Source organism: Oligoflexia bacterium (assembly GCA_034439615.1).
Classification (GTDB): Bacteria; Bdellovibrionota; Bdellovibrionia; order JABDDW01; family JABDDW01; genus JAWXAT01.
Map to the genome: position 1 here is coordinate 27,225 of JAWXAT010000014.1, position 18,325 is coordinate 45,549.

General features: G+C 37.9%; 16 protein-coding genes and 1 pseudogene. 16 read left to right on the top strand and 1 reads right to left on the bottom strand.

Annotated features, from left to right (window positions below; all coding sequences use genetic code 11):
* Positions 1-179 precede the first annotated feature (179 nt).
* On the top strand, positions 180-395 hold the full coding sequence (locus tag SGI74_03950; protein ID MDZ4676642.1) for a hypothetical protein: 216 nt from the start codon (positions 180-182) through the stop codon (positions 393-395).
* A gap of 100 nt (positions 396-495) precedes the next feature.
* Here the strand turns inward: SGI74_03950 and SGI74_03955 are convergent, their stop codons facing one another.
* On the bottom strand, positions 496-1,149 hold the full coding sequence (locus SGI74_03955) for an NAD-dependent epimerase/dehydratase family protein (GenBank protein ID MDZ4676643.1): 654 nt from the start codon (positions 1,147-1,149) through the stop codon (positions 496-498).
* Positions 1,150-1,280: 131 nt separating this feature from the next.
* Between SGI74_03955 and purM the strand changes: the two genes are divergently transcribed.
* From purM to SGI74_04030, 15 genes and pseudogenes are all read left to right on the top strand, one after another.
* On the top strand, positions 1,281-2,297 hold the full coding sequence (purM, locus tag SGI74_03960; GenBank protein ID MDZ4676644.1) for a phosphoribosylformylglycinamidine cyclo-ligase: 1,017 nt from the start codon (positions 1,281-1,283) through the stop codon (positions 2,295-2,297).
* Positions 2,294-2,896 carry a formyltransferase family protein gene (locus tag SGI74_03965; GenBank protein ID MDZ4676645.1) on the top strand — a complete coding sequence of 201 codons (603 nt, stop codon included), beginning with the start codon at positions 2,294-2,296 and terminating at the stop codon, positions 2,894-2,896. The genes purM and SGI74_03965 overlap by 4 nt, the downstream gene beginning before the upstream one ends.
* Positions 2,872-4,266: a hypothetical protein gene (locus SGI74_03970; protein ID MDZ4676646.1), complete on the top strand. Its 1,395-nt coding sequence runs from the start codon at positions 2,872-2,874 to the stop codon at positions 4,264-4,266. The genes SGI74_03965 and SGI74_03970 overlap by 25 nt, the downstream gene beginning before the upstream one ends.
* Complete coding sequence (gene purB, locus SGI74_03975) at positions 4,205-5,494, top strand: adenylosuccinate lyase (protein MDZ4676647.1); 1,290 nt, start codon at positions 4,205-4,207, stop codon at positions 5,492-5,494. The genes SGI74_03970 and purB overlap by 62 nt, the downstream gene beginning before the upstream one ends.
* Positions 5,491-6,216, top strand: a complete 726-nt coding sequence (gene purC, locus SGI74_03980; GenBank protein ID MDZ4676648.1) for a phosphoribosylaminoimidazolesuccinocarboxamide synthase — start codon at positions 5,491-5,493, stop codon at positions 6,214-6,216. Before purB ends, purC begins: the two co-directional genes overlap by 4 nt.
* A gap of 1 nt (position 6,217) precedes the next feature.
* A complete protein-coding gene (gene purS / locus SGI74_03985) occupies positions 6,218-6,454 on the top strand; it encodes a phosphoribosylformylglycinamidine synthase subunit PurS (protein MDZ4676649.1) in 237 nt (78 codons plus the stop codon).
* Positions 6,451-7,110 (top strand): phosphoribosylformylglycinamidine synthase subunit PurQ, encoded by a 660-nt coding sequence (purQ, locus tag SGI74_03990; GenBank protein MDZ4676650.1) that lies wholly within the window; start codon positions 6,451-6,453, stop codon positions 7,108-7,110. The genes purS and purQ overlap by 4 nt, the downstream gene beginning before the upstream one ends.
* Positions 7,107-9,302 (top strand): phosphoribosylformylglycinamidine synthase subunit PurL, encoded by a 2,196-nt coding sequence (gene purL / locus SGI74_03995; protein MDZ4676651.1) that lies wholly within the window; start codon positions 7,107-7,109, stop codon positions 9,300-9,302. Before purQ ends, purL begins: the two co-directional genes overlap by 4 nt.
* Entirely contained in the window at positions 9,286-10,677 is a 1,392-nt protein-coding gene (purF, locus tag SGI74_04000) for an amidophosphoribosyltransferase (protein MDZ4676652.1), read from the top strand. The genes purL and purF overlap by 17 nt, the downstream gene beginning before the upstream one ends.
* A 37-nt stretch (positions 10,678-10,714) precedes the next feature.
* On the top strand, positions 10,715-11,635 hold the full coding sequence (locus tag SGI74_04005) for an LD-carboxypeptidase (GenBank protein ID MDZ4676653.1): 921 nt from the start codon (positions 10,715-10,717) through the stop codon (positions 11,633-11,635).
* A complete protein-coding gene (locus tag SGI74_04010; protein MDZ4676654.1) occupies positions 11,628-12,677 on the top strand; it encodes a serine hydrolase in 1,050 nt (349 codons plus the stop codon). The genes SGI74_04005 and SGI74_04010 overlap by 8 nt, the downstream gene beginning before the upstream one ends.
* Entirely contained in the window at positions 12,664-14,073 is a 1,410-nt protein-coding gene (gene mpl, locus SGI74_04015; GenBank protein ID MDZ4676655.1) for a UDP-N-acetylmuramate:L-alanyl-gamma-D-glutamyl-meso-diaminopimelate ligase, read from the top strand. Before SGI74_04010 ends, mpl begins: the two co-directional genes overlap by 14 nt.
* 39 nt (positions 14,074-14,112) lie before the next feature.
* Positions 14,113-14,208, top strand: a pseudogene (locus SGI74_04020) (DNA-3-methyladenine glycosylase).
* A gap of 11 nt (positions 14,209-14,219) precedes the next feature.
* Positions 14,220-16,844 carry a DNA mismatch repair protein MutS gene (gene mutS / locus SGI74_04025; GenBank protein MDZ4676656.1) on the top strand — a complete coding sequence of 875 codons (2,625 nt, stop codon included), beginning with the start codon at positions 14,220-14,222 and terminating at the stop codon, positions 16,842-16,844.
* Complete coding sequence (locus SGI74_04030; protein MDZ4676657.1) at positions 16,841-18,046, top strand: class I SAM-dependent rRNA methyltransferase; 1,206 nt, start codon at positions 16,841-16,843, stop codon at positions 18,044-18,046. Before mutS ends, SGI74_04030 begins: the two co-directional genes overlap by 4 nt.
* Positions 18,047-18,325: the final 279 nt, after the last annotated feature.

Here is an 18,325-nt window from a genome sequence, read left to right on the forward strand (position 1 = left end):
AATTCATCACCCTATAGAGTTGGGCATCTATTAGATGCCTAACTCTATAGGTGTAATCTTGTGGTACTCATTTCGCTTTGTATTTCGAAACAAACATCGGTCAGATACTATTTGATTCTTGATCGATTGGCATAAGTGGTATTACCATTTTCATAGTCTGAAAATGGTAGGAGGATCAAATGTTGAAGATAACTCTTTGTGGTCTAATTATGGTTTTAATGGTGGCAGGTCTGGCATATGCCGATAATGATGAGGTTCTTGTTGATACCAAAAAGGACAATACCGAAGCTACTAAACAAATAGACAAGGATATTAAAGAGTCTACGAGGCAAAAGGTAAGCCATGATAAGAAAACTAAAAAAGTGAAATTGAAAAAACCTTCAGAAAATAAATAGCCAGTAAACCACTATAATGAGTAGCAAAACTTGATTTGAATCATATGCACTTCATACCCTATGAAGTTAGGCATCTAATAGAAGCCTTGACTCATACGTTTCACAAAAATGACGCTAACTCTTGGTTTTCATAAACTTGTAAGCCCAAAACTGGTTTTTGGGCGGCTGTAATCATTGCCTTTGCGACTTTTTCACCTTCAATGGGGCTCCATTTTTTAAGGGGGCCTTTAAAAAACGGACCTAAAAATTTTAAAGATTTGATGGCGGCCTTTTCTCCCAATCTCAAATCTTCTCGGTCTCCTAAAAGTAATGAGGGTCTAAAAATATGAATACATTCATAAGCGAGTTTACCAAGGGCTAGTTCAAGATCTCCTTTAACGCGTGAATAAAAAACAGGTGAAACTGCATTAGCACCTAGGGATGAAACTATGAGAAATTGTTTTGCGCCATTTTTGAGCATGATTTCAGCAAGTTTCAAATTATAACTAAAGTCGATTTTATAGAACTCCACTTTACTCCCTGCTTTTTTAATAGTGGTGCCAAGGCATGAGAAAACATCGTCGGCACTAATGCCTGAGAGAATCTCTAAGTTATCGAAGCTCGTTTTTATGACTTTAAGTTTTGGGTGTTTGAATGAAAGATCTTTGCGCGTAACAGCAATTACTCTGTCGTAATATTCAGATTTTAAAAGAAGATTGAGGCAATTTTGGCCTACAAGGCCCGTGGATCCTGCAATTAAAGCTGTTTTACTCATTGTCGGCCCCTCACAATTTCTAAGTCACTTTTACTTCTCATAAATGTTCAAAGAAATCTCTTAAATAGTTGGAATCGCAAGAATTGAATGTTACTTAAATAACATCTATTTCATGAGCTATTTCTTTTTAAATGGAGATTGTTAAGGCTGTGGGAACTGTCATTGACTACAAGTCAAGTGGAGTTGACGTTGAAGCCGGTGACAAGCTTGTGGATTGGATCAAAGCTCAGCCTCCAACGGGTGCTTATAAAAACATTCGCGGTGGAATTGGTGGCTTCTCAGCGCTCTTCAAACTTGATCTCACAAAATATAAAAATCCATTACTCGTTTCATGTACTGATGGCGTTGGCACCAAGGTCAAATTAGCAGTTGAGCTTAATTGTATCGAACCCACAGGCATTGATCTTGTAGCTATGTGTGTCAATGACATGATCACCTGTGGTGCAGATCCGCTTTTTTTTCTCGATTATTATGCTTCAGGAAAACTTCAATTAAGCCAAGCTCAAGCACTTCTAAAAGGTATTATGGAGGGCTTAAAACAAAGTGACTGCACACTCGTTGGCGGTGAAACTGCAGAAATGCCCGGTGTATATGCAAAAGATGATTATGACTGTGCGGGTTTTTCAGTAGGAGTTGTTGACGAAGATAAAGTTATCGATGGAAAAAATTTAAATATCGGTGATGTAGCTATCGGAATTTCTTCAAGTGGTTTTCATTCTAATGGGTTTTCATTATTGCGAAAACTTTATGAAAAAGATTTTAAAGAACATGCAAACGTACTTATGACTCCTACAAGAATATATGTTGGTCTTGTTAAAACATTAAAAGAAAAAATAAAAATCAAAGCAATGGCTCACATTACAGGAGGCGGTGTTTTAGGAAATGTACCTAGAGTCATGCAAGAATTCACAGCACTTAAAACTCAACGTTGGCCATGGCCAGATACTTTTGCTGAAGTTCAAAGGCGAAGTGGTTTAAGTGCTAAACAAATGCTTGAAACTCTTAACTGCGGTATTGGGTATGTGATTTTTGTTTCAACGCAAGATGCAAAAACTGTGATTGAAGAATCTGAAAAACTTGGCTGGAGTGCATGGAATATTGGCTCAATTGTGAAACACTTGAAAGCTGAGCCCGAGGTGTTGATATGAGCTTAAAAGAAATTTCTTTTGGGCGTCAGCGTATCGGAGTTTTAATTTCTGGTAATGGAAGCACACTGCAATCAATTCTTGATTGTATGGATATGCTTGATGTTGCCGTCGTTATTGCCTCTAAGCCTTCAGCCTACGGAATTTTACGTGCGAGACGTATGGGTGTGCCTGTTGAGATAATTCCTCGTGAACTTCGTTTAAGTACACAAAAACTTGAAGCAGAAAAATGGATCTCATCTAAATTAGATGCATACAAAGCCCAGAAAATATTTCTAGCAGGCTTTATGCGTATTATTTCTGAAAATTTTATTAATAAATATCAAGACCGCATTTTTAATATTCACCCTTCATTATTACCTAAATACAAAGGCATGAGTGCATTTGAAGAAACATTAGCTTCAAGTGATCTTGTTGGAGGCGTGAGTATACATCACGTTGCGCCAGATGTTGATTCTGGTGAAATAATATTACAAAAAGATTTTGATATTCCAATTCATCGCGATGAAAAACTAAGTCAGCTGTTGTTGCACATCAATGAACAGCGAGCATTAAGAAATGCTCTGCAAAGGATCCTATGGCAAAAACAACTGATGTCGTAATTTGCGGCTCAGGCTTTCGAGGATTGTGGCTTGCGAGTGAACTGGTTAAGATTGGTTGGTCGGTTACTTGGATCCAACTTCATAGGACCCCAAGTAACAAACGCGAGGGTGGTTTTGTATTTGACGATTGGGCATGGCAAGTTGGGCCTGCACACCAAAATTCAAAACTTGTGAAGGCCACACAAGAATTTATTAATGACGTTATTAAACCAGAACTTCAAAACATAGCCGTTCAAATTATAACACCTCTTGGTCCTTTTGAATTTACAGGGGGCGCTCAGAAACGTTGTTTTAAGAAATTTTTTAAAGACACAGCTCTTGAACTTGAAGAATTTCTTCTTAATGTTGATTCAGCTCAAAAAATGGAGAGTGTGAAAGGTTCACAACTAATATTTGCATATGTTCATAAAGTATTTAAATTTCCACTAGGAAAACGCTGGGTTTTAGAATGGTTGGGGAGTCTGAGGCGTCCACGTACTGTTGGTACATTTGATTGGATTACTAAATGGGGCGGAGATATTTTAAATCCCAATCTTGGATTTTGGCTATTACAAGACAGTCTAACAGCCATTACTGAACGCGCAATGACATGGGCTGAACGTAAGGGTGTCACTGTTATGCGTAATGCTAAAATCGTCGACGTAGGTGTTGAAGGCAGATCAATTACCGGAGTTGAAATTCAAGGGGCTGAGGGTTACATGCCCTGTCGGTATCTAATTTTAAGTGCTTCTCATCAAACTATAAGTCAAAAATTAGATAACTTTTCAAAGAATATAAAATCTCAGCTTAAAGCAGGGGATGACAAATTTGTCTGGGCACGTTGTGGTTTTTTTATGAAGCCTCACTCAAAACCCGAGGGGCTCCTTGCATTTTCAAGTTATGTCATTGACCCAAACATGCCCCTTAAAGAAGCTAATATGGGTCTTTTAAAATGGCGTGTTACTAATGATGGTGATTATTTAACTGTATGGGTTTGTATTCCTAATAGTGAAATTATGCGTCGCAGTTATTTAAAGAATCTTTTATGTGAAATTCAAAAACATTTAGAAAGTTTATTTCCATGGTTTTCAAAACAACTTTCAGCTGTTTTGCCATTTGAAGAATATTTTCAAACCCAAGATCTCAGTCATGATGATTTAGCGGTGGTGTTTGATGAATCATGCGCGTTTGCAAAACATACTACACGACTTAAGAATGTTTGGTTAGGTGGGCCTGTGTATGATCGAGGTTTAGAACTTTTATCGCGCCTAGCTACTGAAATGCGATTACTTACTCAATTAAGTGAAGTGAAACAAAAGGAGTCAAAACGTGATCGAGCGCTATACGCTCCCCGAAATGGGCAAAATCTGGACAATTCAAAACAGATTTGAGCGTCTCTTAGATGTTGAAAAAGCAGTTGCACGTGCGCAAGCTCAGTTGAAAATTATTCCTGAGAAAGCAGCGCGTGTTATTAATGGTCTTAATAAGATAAATGTTGAGCGCATTTTAGAAATTGAGAAGACAACAAAACATGACGTTATCGCTTTTGTAACAAGCATGGCTGAAAAAGCTGGTCCTGAAGGTCGTTATATTCATTTTGGTTTAACTTCATCTGATGTTTTAGACACGGCTGTATCATTACAAATAGAAGAATCAAAAAATGTTTTACTTGAAAAACTAGATGTACTTGAAGAAGTCCTTAAAAGTTTTATCAAAAAACATAAAGACACACTTTGTGTTGGGCGCACACACGGAATGCATGCTGAACCTACTACATTGGGGTTAAAATTTGCAGGTTTTTTAGCCGAACTTAAAAGAAATAAAAAACGAGTGAGCGCTGCTTGCACCCAAGCCTCGGTGGTTAAACTCAGCGGCGCTGTAGGTACATATTCATCCCTTGGAATTGAAGTTGAACAACTCGTTGCTAAAAAATTAAAATTACCCACAGAAGATGTGGCAACTCAAGTAATACCGCGAGATCGTCATGCTGAGGTTTTCTCAAGTTTAGCGCTTTTAGGTGCGGGATTTGAAAGATTGGCTATTGAGGTTAGGCATCTTCAACGAACAGAAGTCGGTGAGCTTGAAGAGGGATTTCAAAAAGGACAAAAAGGTTCAAGTGCGATGCCGCATAAAAGAAACCCTATTGCTTCAGAGAATATTACAGGCCTTGCTAGACTATTGAGAGGGTATTTGGTCGCCGCAATTGAAAACGTAGCACTTTGGCATGAGAGAGATATAAGTCATTCATCAGTAGAGCGGGTGATATTCCCTGATGCTTTTATTCTTGCGCATTACGCAACAGATCGAATGATTCAGGTGGTAAAGAATTTGAGCGTGAATAAAAAGCGCATGAAAGAAAATCTTGATCTTACTCATGGGCAAGTTTTTAGTTCACATATTTTATTGGAACTTATTAAAAAGGGTATGAGTAGAGAAGATGCTTACGCACTTGTACAAAGACATTCTCATCAACTTACTCAGGGTTTAGATTTGGAAACTTCTTTACTTAAAGATGCTGAGTCAAAAAAACTTTTATCAAAAAAAGAATTAGCTCGAATTTTTTCAGGCGTTACACATCGCAAATCTATTCACAAAGTTATTGAAAGGGTACTCAAATGACCGTGGAAAAAAGAGATCTCCTTTATGAAGGAAAGGCGAAAAAAATATTTTCTACAACAACGCCTTCAACACTCATTCAAGAATTTAAAGATAGTCTCACAGCTTTTAATGCACAGAAAAAAGGGTCATTTCAAGGTAAAGGTGAGGTAAACTTAAAAATCACTACCTGCATTTTTAAACACCTGGCATCGTATGGAATACCTACACATTTCATAAGCAACATTGATGCTAAAAACATGGTTGTTGAAAAATTGACGATGATTCCACTTGAAGTTGTAGTGCGTAATCGAGCCGCGGGGTCTTTTAGTACAAGACTCGGAGTGCCTGAAGGCACACGCCTGGATGGGCCTTTTGTAGAATTTTATTATAAAAAAGATGAGCTTGCTGACCCCATTGTTACAGAAGATCATATTTTGGCGCTTAAGCTCTCAACACTTCCAGAAATCAAAATATTAAGAGATCGAGCATTAGAGATTAATATCCATCTTTTGAACATGTTTTCAGAGATTGGAATCGAACTCATCGATTTTAAATTAGAATTTGGTCGTAACAACGAAGGTCGAATTTTACTTGCTGATGAAATAAGTCCTGATTCATGTCGATTGTGGGATCTAAAAACCCAAGAAAAATTAGATAAAGATCGTTTTCGGCGGGATCTTGGGAAAGTCGAAGAGAGTTATAATTTAGTTTGCGATAAGCTCTTAAAAAAATGGAGTCACTAGGATGAAATTTTCAGTAGAAATTATGCCAAGACCTGAAGCATTGGACCCCCAAGGGCGAGCTGTTCAGGGGAGTCTTCAAAGACTTGGTTTCACAGTTGAAGATTGTAGAGTTGGAAAAGTTGTTATCGTAGATGTGAAAGAAGAAAATAAAACAAAAGCACTTGAGCAGGTTCACCAGATGGCAGAAAAAATATTGGCGAACCCACTTATAGAAACATTTGAGGTAAAAGCTCTTTGAAGCCAGTAGGGGTGTTGAGATTTTTAGGAACAAATTGTGATGCCGATGTTATAGCGGCTCTTGATGCCGTGGGCATTGCAAATAAATATATATGGTGGGCCAATCGTTTTGAGCCGTCGAGCTACTCAGCATTTGTTTTACCGGGTGGCTTTAGTTACGGTGATTATTTGCGGGCAGGTGCTCTTGCCGCACATGCACCAGCGATGGACGATCTTAGAAAAGCCGCAGAAATTGGAATGCCTGTTCTTGGAATATGCAATGGTTTTCAAATTCTTTGTGAAGCAAAACTTCTTGATGGGGCATTAACAAAAAATATTTCAAGGCAGTTTCAAGACGAATGGGTAGATTTAGAACAAAAATCAACTCAAGGGTTTTGGAATTCAAAAGTCAGAACACATTTTAGACTTCCCATTGCACATTCTATGGGGCGCTGGATTGCTCCAGCGGATATCGTAAAACGACTCGAAGATAATGATCAAATTTGGCTTAAGTATGCAAAAAATCCTAATGGTTCACTTCATGACATTGCTGGTATTTCAAATAAGGCAAAAAATGTTGCTGCCCTGATGCCTCATCCCGAACGGGCAATGGATGATTGGATGGGAAGCCCTGATGGTAAATTTCTTTTTGATTGTTTAAAAGCAGGTGGCTTATGACATTACACACACTTGAATCAAAGCTTAAACACTATAGGCTCTCAAAAGCTGAATATGATTTAATGAAACAATATATCGGTCATGAACCCAACATTATAGAATGGGCTTTATATTCAGCTCTATGGAGCGAACATTGTTCTTATAAAAGTTCAAAAGTTTTTTTAAGAAAACTCTTCACAACACATCCACGAGTTGTTCAAGGCCCTGGTGAAAATGCAGGTGTTATTGATTTAGGTGAAGGCGAACGTGTTGCCTTTAAAATGGAAAGTCATAATCATCCAAGTTTTATTGAACCCACTCAGGGTGCTGCAACAGGTGTTGGCGGAATTTTACGGGATATTTTTACAATGGGTGCAAGGCCAATTGCGTCTATGGATTACCTTTGTTTTGGGAGTGTCGATAATAATCATACTCCAAAACTTGTGCAAGGTGTGGTTAAGGGTATCGGTGGGTACGGTAATTGTGTTGGTGTACCTACAGTAAATGGGCAAACAACGTTTCATCCAAGTTATAATAATAATAATTTAGTAAACGCTTTTAGCTTAGGTTTATTTCGACCAGGTGAAGAAATATTTTATGGAAAAGCCAGCGGTGTTGGAAATCTCATCGTCTATGTTGGTGCTCGCACGGGGCGTGACGGTGTGCATGGCGCAGCCATGGCAAGTGAGAGTTTTGATTCTGATATAGAAAAGAAAAAACCAAATGTTCAAATAGGTGATCCATTTTTTGAAAAACTTCTAATCGAAGCTTGTCTTGAAGTGATGAAAGAAAATCTTGTGGTGGGCATTCAAGATATGGGTGCTGCAGGACTTACAAGTTCTACATTTGAAATGGCTTCTCGCGCAAATAGTGGTTTAAAAATGGATCTTAAAAGAGTTCCATTAAGGGAGCCCGATATATCACCTGAAGAAATATTATTAAGCGAAAGCCAAGAGCGCATGGTTTTAATTGTTGAGCCCTTAAAACTTCGAAAAGTTGAAGCCATCTTTAAGCGTTGGGATCTCGCTTGTAGCGTGATCGGTGAAATTACCTCAGGAGAAAAAGTTGAACTTTTTTGGGGTGAAGAATGTCTCGCCAGTGTTGATCATAAACCACTTGTAGATAAAGCCCCTGTTTATGAAAGACCCTATGAGTTGCCCACTTTGCCCATAACAACGAAGATCACAGCCGGTGAGCCTGAAAATTTAGAACAAACATTAGTAAGATTTATTTCTCGTCCTGAAATGGCTTCACGTGAATGGATCACAAAACAATACGATCAACGTGTGGGTGCTAAAACCATGAGTGCTTGCGAAGATGGGGTTGCATTAATAAGGCTTCCTGATTCAAAGCGAGTATTAGGGATGGCCACAGGGTGTCGCCCGTTATTGATGGCCTGGCATCCTGAAGTCGGTGCACAAGATGCAATTGCACTGCCTGTTTTACAAATGGCGGCTCGAGGTGTCAAAGCACTTGCTGTTACTGATTGTCTAAATTTTGGAAATCCTGAAAAACCAAAAATCATGGGTGAGTTTGTTTCAGCTTTGTCCGGGTTAGATAAAGCTTGTCGTGCTTTTGACACGCCCATCATTAGTGGCAATGTCAGTCTTTATAATGAAACCTTAGGTGTGAATATCGTAGGAACTCCTTCAACTGGAATTGTGGGAATAAGGCGCGATCTTTCGGGTCCAAAAAGTGTATTGCCTGAAGCGGGGCTAGATTTATTTCTTATTCGCACAAAAGATGAAAGTTTGTGGCTTGGTGAATACGCAAGCCTCATTGAAAATACAAAGCCACAAGGTGAGGCGCGCATAAATTTAGATGCACTTACTTCGCTTCAGCAAGTTTTTTTAGATAGCTCAGGCATTGCAGTGAGTTCACAAGTTGTTGGGCGTGGAGGACTCATCATGGCTCTTTATAAGCTGTGTCGCGATGGAATTGGTATTGCAATTGATTATTTTGAGCGTGATCGAAGTATTGTTGAATTTCTTTTTGCCGAGAGATTTTATGCCGGAGTTTTTGCGGTGCGGCCTGAAGATTCAGTGCGTCTTATCGATACATGTCGTCATTTAGAAAATTTTGTTGATATTAAAAAAATTGGAAAGTCCCAAAATGATGAATTACGTGTTAATCATTACTTAAACGTTCGAGTTGAATCTCTTAATAAGGCTTATCAAAAAGGTTTAGGGGGCATTGTTGAAAAAATGGCGTGAGGAATGCGGTGTCTTTGGCATCTGGAATCATCCCGAGGCTAGCCGTATCACTTACCTGGGTCTTTTTGCTCTTCAACATCGCGGCCAAGAATCATGTGGTATAGTCTCACTTGATAAAGAAAATCATATTCATCATAAAGGTCTTGGCTTAGTTGCAGATAATTTCACTGAACCCGAATTAGACAGACTCTCAGGAAGAACCGCCATCGGGCATGTTCGTTACGCTACCACCGGCGATAATCTTCTCACCAATGCTCAGCCACTCACGGCAAATTTGAAAGATGGTTTTGTTGCAGTCGCTCATAATGGGAACATTGTGAATGCAGGAAAACTTCGTGAAGAATTAAAAAATGATGGGGCGATTTTTCAAGGCAGTAACGATACGGAAGTCTTGATTCATCTCCTTGCTCGAGACAAAGCTGTAAAATTTGAAGACCGAGTAATGAATGCTCTTAAAAAATTAGAGGGGGCCTATAGTCTGGTTATTCTCACTTCAAAACAACTTTTTGCAGTACGGGACCCGATGGGTTTTAGACCCCTTTCAATCGGAAAACTCGATGGGGATATGAACGGGTTATCTTATAGTTCTTGGGTAGTTGCGAGCGAAACATGTGCTTTTGATTTAATCGGTGCAAAATTTGAGCGTGACATTTTGCCTGGTGAAATTCTTATTATTGAAAATGGCGGGGGTAAAACCCATAGTCTTCATTTGCCTGAAGCTCCTAAAAAAGCTCAATGTATATTTGAACACGTTTATTTTGCGCGTCCAGACAGTGTTGTTTTTGGTGAAGGAGTTTACGAAGCAAGAAAAAATCTTGGTAGATATCTTGCCCAAGAATGCCCCATTGATGCTGACATAGTTGTGCCTGTGCCAGATAGTGGAGTTGCCGCAGCATTAGGTTATGCAGAGGAAAGTAAAATCCCATTTGATATGGGCATAATTCGAAACCACTATGTGGGGCGTACTTTTATTGAACCGCGAAGTCATATTAGAAGTTTTGGTGTGAAAATTAAGCTTAATCCTATGGCTGCTTTACTTCGAGGAAAACGCGTTATTGTTATCGACGATAGTATTGTGCGAGGTACTACGTCTAAAAAAATTATAAGCCTTGTCAGAAATGCGGGCGCTAAAGAAATTCATTTACGAATTGCAGCACCTCCAACCACCGGGCCCTGCTATTACGGTGTAGATACGCCTACTAAAAAAGAATTAATAGCCGCTAATCAATCAGTTGATGAAATCAGAAAATTTGTAGGAGCTGACACCCTTGGTTATTTATCAGTAACGGGGCTACTTAAGGCGGTTCGAGCCAATTCTAATACATATTGCGCTGCTTGTTTTGATGGAAAATATCCAACGCCTATTTATGATTGAACTTGAATAAAACCCTGACTTTGGCCCACAATAAATCATGATTAAAAAACCACATATTCTCAATAAGGGAGACGCAGTTGCTATTGTTGCGCTGAGTTCCTTTTTTGATCGGGAGATGTTTAATAAAAGTTTGAAAGTTATTAAAAGTATGGGTTTAAAACCTATTTTTGATAAATCAGTATTTAACAAAGATTTTATCTTTGCCGGTTCTGCCAAAACGAGATTAAATAATTTGATCAAGGCTATGAAGAACCCAAAAGCTAAGGCAATCTGGTGCGTGCGTGGCGGTTATGGGGCCTATGATATAGCCCAAGAACTTGCGCTTAAAAAAATCAAGACTTCATCTAAAATATTAATTGGTTATAGCGATGTGAGTGCACTTCATTTTTATTTCAACCAAAAATTAAAATGGCCAACACTTCACGGGCCATTATTTACTAGATTAGGAAAACAAGAGTACCGGGGTTTAGAGAAAAAAGTTTTAGAAGAAACACTTTTTAATTTTAATTACAGACTTAAAGTGAATTTGGGGCTTAAAGTTCTAGGAGCTAAAAAAAATGTCACTGGAGTATTAACGGGCGGGAATTTAAGTCTAATTGCAGGCTCAATCGGAACACTTTGGGAAATTGACACAAAAAATAAAATTTTATTTATCGAAGAGATCGCAGAGTCAGGTAAAAAAATAGACAGACTCTTAGCGCAGCTTTGGCACGCAGGAAAATTTGATCATGTGAAGGCCGTTGTATTTGGAGATTTCACTGACTGTCTCGATGGCAGAGGGCAACTTTGGCTTGAGTCAGTGAAAAGGCGATTTTCAAAAGCCTCGTTCCCTGTGTTATTGGGTCTAAAAGCAGGTCACGATAAAATAAATTTAACATTGCCATTTGGGGTGAAGGTTAAAGTTTCAGCTGTGACTAGACCTTGTTTTGAAGTTATCGAAGGTTTTGCACGTGAATGAAAAAAATGATTTTCAAAATATCCTTAATAAAATTAAAAAAGAAAAATTCCCCGAAAACATTCAAATTACTGTTTATTCAAAAAACAAAACCGTTATTCGAGAAAACTTAGGAAAGCCCTATAAGTATTTTGATGTTTCAAGTCTTACAAAAATCATGGTGACCACACCCTTAATCATGAAACTAGTTAATGATAAAAAACTTAACTTAAATGATCGATTAGAAAAGTATTTGGGTTTTCTTCAAGGGCGTGCTCCTGGGCAAATTAAAATTATTGATTTATTAAGACATAAATCAGGGCTTGAGTGGTGGAGACCCTACTTTAAAGAACTCATGAAATGTCCTGTTACGTCACGCGTTGCCGTTTTAAAAAAAATATTTGCTGCTGAGAAAGTTGGGCGCTCAGAAAAATGTGTCTATTCTGATTTAGATTTTATTTTGCTTGGCTGGGTGATTGAAGAAATATTAAGTCTTTCACTTGATGAAGCAGCTCATGAATATATTTTTAAGCCATTAAAAATGGGAAATACTCGATTTTTACGTTGTGAATTTGGAAAAAAGTCACAATTTGCTCCCACTGGTAATGACAAAAGGCGTGGGTATATTTGTGGTGAAGTAGACGATGATAATTGCTGGGCAATGGGTGGAGTATCAGGGCACGCAGGTTTGTTTTCTACTATGGATGACACTTTGAAATTTGCTGTGAGTATTTGGAATGCTTATAATGGTAAATCAAATAAAATATTTAATGCAAAGCTTGTTAAAAAATTCGCTCAACGCTCAGTCTCTCAAAGTATTGGTGATTGGGCTTTAGGGTTTATGGTACCGAGTAGACCCGTGAGCACAGCGGGGACTAAAGTATCTTCTAATGCCTTTGGCCACGTTGGTTACACCGGCACCAGCATTTGGATAGATGTGAAACGTAAAGCCATAGTTACGGTATTAGCAAACGGAAGTTACCCTAATAGAGACAACACTCGTTTTGGAAAATTAAGAAAACAACTTCATGATGCCATATGGGAATTACTTGATGAACAAAAATAAAGAGACGATTTACATGATGGGTATTTGTGGTACGGCCATGGGTAGTCTTGCTGGATTACTTCGAGATATGGGCTACAATGTCAGAGGGAGTGATCAAAATGTTTATCCTCCCATGAGCACAAAATTAAAATCTTTAGGCATTGATATTATTGAAGGCTATAAGCCTGAGAATCTTAATCCACGCCCAGATAAAGTAATCGTTGGTAATGTTATGAGTAAAACTCATGCTGAAGTACAAGCACTTTTAGATAGTAAAATTCCCTACACAAGTCTCCCAAAGGCAATGGGTGAATTTCTTATTAAAGATCGTCACAGTGTTGTGATTTCAGGCACTCATGGAAAAACCACAACAACGGCAATTGCGGCATGGGTTTTAGAAAAAGCTGGGCTCAAGCCTGGTTTTATGATTGGTGGTGTACCGTTAAATTTTCCAAATACATTTTCAATTGGTAAGGGAAATTATTTTGTCATTGAAGGTGATGAATACGATACAGCTTTTTTTGATAAGGTTCCAAAATTTATTCATTATCGTCCTCGAAGTGTGATTTTAACGAGCATCGAATTTGATCACGCTGACATCTATCGAGATTTAGATCATGTTAAAGATGCCTTTAAAATGCTTTTAAAGCTTATTCCTGAAGACGGACATCTTATTTATCAATCTGAAGACGAGAATATTAAAAGTATTTTAGCAGAAACAAAATGTAAGAATGTTCAAGGATACGGGGTTAAATCAACAGATTGGCAACTTGGCGATATCAAATGGGAAGAAGCTTATTCTCAATTTGATGTAATCTATCAGGGTAAAAAAATAGATACGATAAAATCAAATCTATTTGGTGAATATAATTTGCTCAATGCTTTAAGTGTTTATGCTTTGGCTTATAATTTAAAGTTAGATCTAAATAAAGTACGAGAAGCATTTATGAGTTTTAAAGGAGTAAAAAGGCGACAAGAAATTATTGGTCAGCCCCGTCACATAACTATCATTGACGATTTTGCTCATCACCCCACAGCTGTTCGAGTGACCATTGGTGGAGTAAAGAAAAGATTTAAAAAATCACGCATTATTGGTGTTTTTGAACCACGTTCAGCCACTTCAAGGCGACGTATTTTTCAAGATGATTTTGCAAAAGCTCTGAGCACTGCAGATGAAGTGATTGTCTCTGTGCCCTATGATCAAAGTAAAATTTCTGAGACTCAGCGTTTTAATTCTGATGAGTTAATTAATGACATCAAAAAAATCAAAGGCGATGCTCATGCGACCCTTGGGCATTCACCTGATGAAATTATCAGCCATCTTAAAACCTTGGCCCAACCTGGGGATGTTATTTTATTAATGAGTAATGGTGGCTTTGGTGGAATTTATCAAAAGCTTCTTAAAGAATTGATCTGATGAAATTTCTTTTAAGCGGTACTTATACACATTATAGCCACTAAACGCATTGGAATAGATTACGCCCAAGAGGCAATTCATTGGCCCTTACGATTTTATATTAAAAATAATGATTTTGTGTCCAAAAAGGGCTAGAAACGAGCCCAATGGAAACCCCCAAATTAACACCTCTCATGCAGCAATACTGGGATATCAAAAACCAGCATACCGATAAGATTTTACTTTTTCGGATGGGGGATTTTTATGAAATGTTTTTTGATGATGCCATAAAAGCAGCTCCACTTCTTAATATCGCACTCACTTCACGAAATAAAACTCAAGGCAATGACACCCCCATGTGTGGTGTTCCTCATCATTCAATCGGCTCTCATATTAATAAGCTTTTAAGAGCAGGGCTCAAAGTTGCTATTTGTGATCAAGTTGAAGATGCAAAAGATGCAAAAACAATTGTCAAACGAGCTGTTACTCGAGTTGTTACACCCGGTATTGTCTATGACCCTGAGACTTTAGATAGTGCTTCTACTAATTTTGTAGCGACAATACTTAGTCATGGCGATGAGTTGTATTCGCTAGCCTGTGTTGATGCTTCAACTGGTGAGGTATTAGAAGGTGAGGGATTATCATTAGGGGAACTCTCTACCTGGATTCAAAAATTATCGCCTCAAGAATATTTAATTGATGAAAAAATAACTCTTCCATTTACATTAAGCGGTGTCATAACAAATAGAAGTCGCCTAAAGGGTCAGTCAGCGTCAGATTTTCTCATCCAATATGTTAAAGAAATGCAAGGGCCTGATGTCGTAAAAACTTTACGTGTACCTCAGCCTCTACAAAAAGATTTTTTAAAAATCTCTGCAACGACCATCAGGCATTTAGAATTATTTAAAACCAGTGAAGGTGAAAAAGAGGGCAGTCTTTTTTCAACTATTGATTGCACAAAGTCACCCATGGGGGCTCGGGTATTAAAGAAAAGACTGGCTTGCCCGTTTTTAAGTTCAAAAGAAATAAATACACAATTAGATCTTGTGAATTACTTTTATGAAAATGAAGTTGTCAGAAAAAATCTTAGGCAAAATCTAGCTCTGATTGGTGATTTAGAACGTAAGGTTGCAAAACTTAGCAATCCACTTTGTAATGCCCGTGATCTTCAAGCTTTAGCAAAAGCACTTACGCAAGTTATAAGTATTTTATCTGAAGAATATGCCAAGGAGTATTTATCGTGGAATTATTTAAATAAAAATTTAGATCAAGACCTTAAATTAGATAGTAATAGCTCATCGCAAGAAATTAAAGTTGCAAGTAATATTTCATCTCGCATTTTAGAAACACTTCAAGATGAACTTCCACATTCGACTAAAGAAGGTTCGCTGATTAAGCCGGGCATTAATTCAACACTTGATGAGTATGTGGTACTCTCAACTCATGCACAGACTTTACTTTCTGAGTTAGAAGCAAAAGAACGTAAAAACTCAGGAATTCAAAGTTTAAAAGTAAAGTATAATTCTGTGTTTGGTTATTCTCTTGAAATTACAAAGGCCAATCTTGAAAAAGTACCTGCTCATTTTGTGAGACGACAAACCCTTGCGCAAGCAGAGCGTTTTGTAACGACTGAATTGAGTGATTTAGAACAAAAGATATTAAGCAGCCAACAAAAGAGATGTGATCTTGAATATCAATTATTTTCTGATCTCAAACAGTTAGCATTATCTCAAGCCATTTCATTTTTAAATCTTTCAACTTTAATTGCTCAGATTGATCTAAGCCAAGGGTTTGCTCATCTTGCTTATGAAAGGCGTTACGTAAGACCGCAATTTATTGAGGGGCAACTCAAAATCATACAATCCAGGCACCCGGTGTTAGAGCAAATTATGAGTGAGCCTTTTATTCCAAATGATATTTATTTAAATCAAGGGCAATGTCTTTTACTTACTGGCCCTAATATGGCAGGTAAAAGCACACTCATGCGACAAACTGCTTTAACAGCAATTCTTGCTCAGTCAGGTTCTTTTGTTCCTGCGGCAAAAGCATTTATCCCTCTTTTTGATCATATTTTCACACGTATTGGAGCGAGTGATAATTTAAGTCGTGGTCTTTCAACATTTATGGTTGAGATGACTGAAACTGCAGAAATTATAAAAGATGCGACTCCAAAATCTTTGGTTATTTTAGATGAGATCGGTCGTGGCACCAGCACTTATGATGGAATGAGTTTGGCCCAATCTGTTTTAGAATATTTTTTAAGTAACATAAGTTGTTTTACATTTTTTGCTACCCATTATCATGAACTCACTGAGCTTGATAAAGATTTTAAAAATTTATTAAACGGGCATATGTCGATCCAAGAATTCAAAGGCCAATTGGTGTTCTTAAGAAAACTTGTTTCAGGTGCAGCAAATCGAAGTTACGGTATTGATGTGGCAAAACAAGCTGGGCTTCCAAAACAAGTCACCGATCGAGCTCAGATGATATTAAAAGGACTCGTTGTAAAATCTAAGCAGATTCATCAAACAAAGCAGCTCAATTTACTTGAACAGATGGATGTTCACGATAATGACAGCAGCAGCAGCAACAGCAGTAGCAACGACACCGGAATCTTGGCTGAGAATGAAATGCTCATCTTAAAAGTAAATGAACTTCAAAGACTTAATGAAAAATTTAAAGTGGTCATTAATTCTATGCATGAAACCAAAGTTGAAAGTTTAACTCCACTTGATGCGCTTAATCGATTTGCCCAAATTCAAAAAACTATAAACGCAAAAGATCTCTCATGAGTACTGTTTGGCCTATAGTTCTCATATCAGAGCGTGCCTGGGGGCAAATCAAGCGAGGAAGCCTCTGGATTTTCTCAAACGAATTTCAAACTAAAATGAAAGCCATAATACCTGGGCAATGGGTTGAGTTTTATTGTCGGTCAGAGTATGTGGGTTTTGGATATGTAAACCCACATTCACTAATTACGGGTCGCATTTGCTCACGGGAAAAAGTTACAGATATTAAACAAATGTTTACTCATCTCATCACTCAAAGCTTACAGCGTCGAAAACAATTTTTGGGAACCGGATCATTTCGTGCTGTTTTTTCGGAATGTGATTCTTTGCCGGGGCTAATCGTTGATGTCTATGAAGGTTCATGCTGTGTTGCTCTTTCAACAACGGCGGGAATGGATCAAGCAAGGTCTCATTGGGAAGCCGCATTACTTGAAGTTTTGGAACCTGAGGCTTTAGTTGTTCGAGGTGATAGTTCAATAAGACATCTGGAGAATATTAAAAATTTTAAAGATGTCGTTAAAGGTAAAGACATTGTTAAGAGTGAAGTTGATTCATTAAAAAATGGTCAGGTGAGAGAAGGGGATGTTCTCTTTGCCGCTGATTTTATTGATGGTCAAAAATCAGGATTTTTTCTTGATCAAAGAGAGAATCGCCAACATCTTAAGAAAAATTCAAGTGGTAAAACCGTTTTAGATCTTTGCTCGTACTCTGGTGGTTGGGGACTCTCAGCACTTAAAGGTGGTGCTGAGCATGTGACATTTGTAGATCAAAGTGCTGATGCTTTAAAACTAGTTCAAAAAGGTATGGAGCTTAACGGTTTTGATTTAAATCGAGCGACTTTTATAACTTCTGATGTATTTGACTATTTAGAAAAAACTCCAGTTAAAGGCAAATTTGATATTATTGTTGCTGACCCACCAGCATTTGTGAAATCTAAAAAGAATCTCCCTCAAGCAGTGAAAGCTTATATAAAACTAAATGCCCTAGCTATAAAGCGACTAAAATATGGAGGTGTACTTTATTCTTGTAGCTGTAGTTTTCATCTTCCAGAGCATGAGTTTTTACAAGTTTTAACAGAGAGCTTGCAAAAAGAGGGGCGCGTAGGGACTGTGATTTATCAAGGTGGCCAAGCTCCAGATCATCCGTGGATTCTAAATCGCCCTGAGAGTAAATATCTTAAATGTTTGGGCCTTCAGGTTTATTAAGAAAGCTTGGGCAAATAATAAAGCCTGGTTATTAAGAAAGTTTGCAATCTTGATTGAATGTTTGAAGCAAAGAAATCAAGTAATTAGTGTGTAGTTGTTTAATTATCGGGTGTTTGAAGCAAGCATTAGACCAAGCCTCAAAGCAAGTAAGTAAGTAAGCAAGTAAGTAAGTAAGCAAGTAAGTAAGTAAGCAAGTAAGTAAGCAAGTAAGTAAGCAAGTAAGTAAGCAAGTAAGTAAGCAAGTAAGTAAGCAAGTAAGTAAGCAAGTAAGTAAGCAAG

Bases quoted from the DNA above. Each gene is read 5' to 3' on its own strand.
- SGI74_03970 (MDZ4676646.1), top strand. From the start codon at position 2,872: ATGGCAAAAACAACTGATGTCGTAATTTGCGGCTCAGGCTTTCGAGGA.
- mutS (MDZ4676656.1), top strand. From the start codon at position 14,220: ATGGAAACCCCCAAATTAACACCTCTCATGCAGCAATACTGGGATATC.
- SGI74_03955 (MDZ4676643.1), bottom strand. From the start codon at position 1,149: ATGAGTAAAACAGCTTTAATTGCAGGATCCACGGGCCTTGTAGGCCAA.
- mpl (MDZ4676655.1), top strand. From the start codon at position 12,664: ATGAACAAAAATAAAGAGACGATTTACATGATGGGTATTTGTGGTACG.
- purL (MDZ4676651.1), top strand. From the start codon at position 7,107: ATGACATTACACACACTTGAATCAAAGCTTAAACACTATAGGCTCTCA.
- SGI74_04030 (MDZ4676657.1), top strand. From the start codon at position 16,841: ATGAGTACTGTTTGGCCTATAGTTCTCATATCAGAGCGTGCCTGGGGG.
- SGI74_03950 (MDZ4676642.1), top strand. From the start codon at position 180: ATGTTGAAGATAACTCTTTGTGGTCTAATTATGGTTTTAATGGTGGCA.
- SGI74_03965 (MDZ4676645.1), top strand. From the start codon at position 2,294: ATGAGCTTAAAAGAAATTTCTTTTGGGCGTCAGCGTATCGGAGTTTTA.
- SGI74_04005 (MDZ4676653.1), top strand. From the start codon at position 10,715: ATGATTAAAAAACCACATATTCTCAATAAGGGAGACGCAGTTGCTATT.
- purS (MDZ4676649.1), top strand. From the start codon at position 6,218: ATGAAATTTTCAGTAGAAATTATGCCAAGACCTGAAGCATTGGACCCC.
- purM (MDZ4676644.1), top strand. From the start codon at position 1,281: ATGGAGATTGTTAAGGCTGTGGGAACTGTCATTGACTACAAGTCAAGT.
- purC (MDZ4676648.1), top strand. From the start codon at position 5,491: ATGACCGTGGAAAAAAGAGATCTCCTTTATGAAGGAAAGGCGAAAAAA.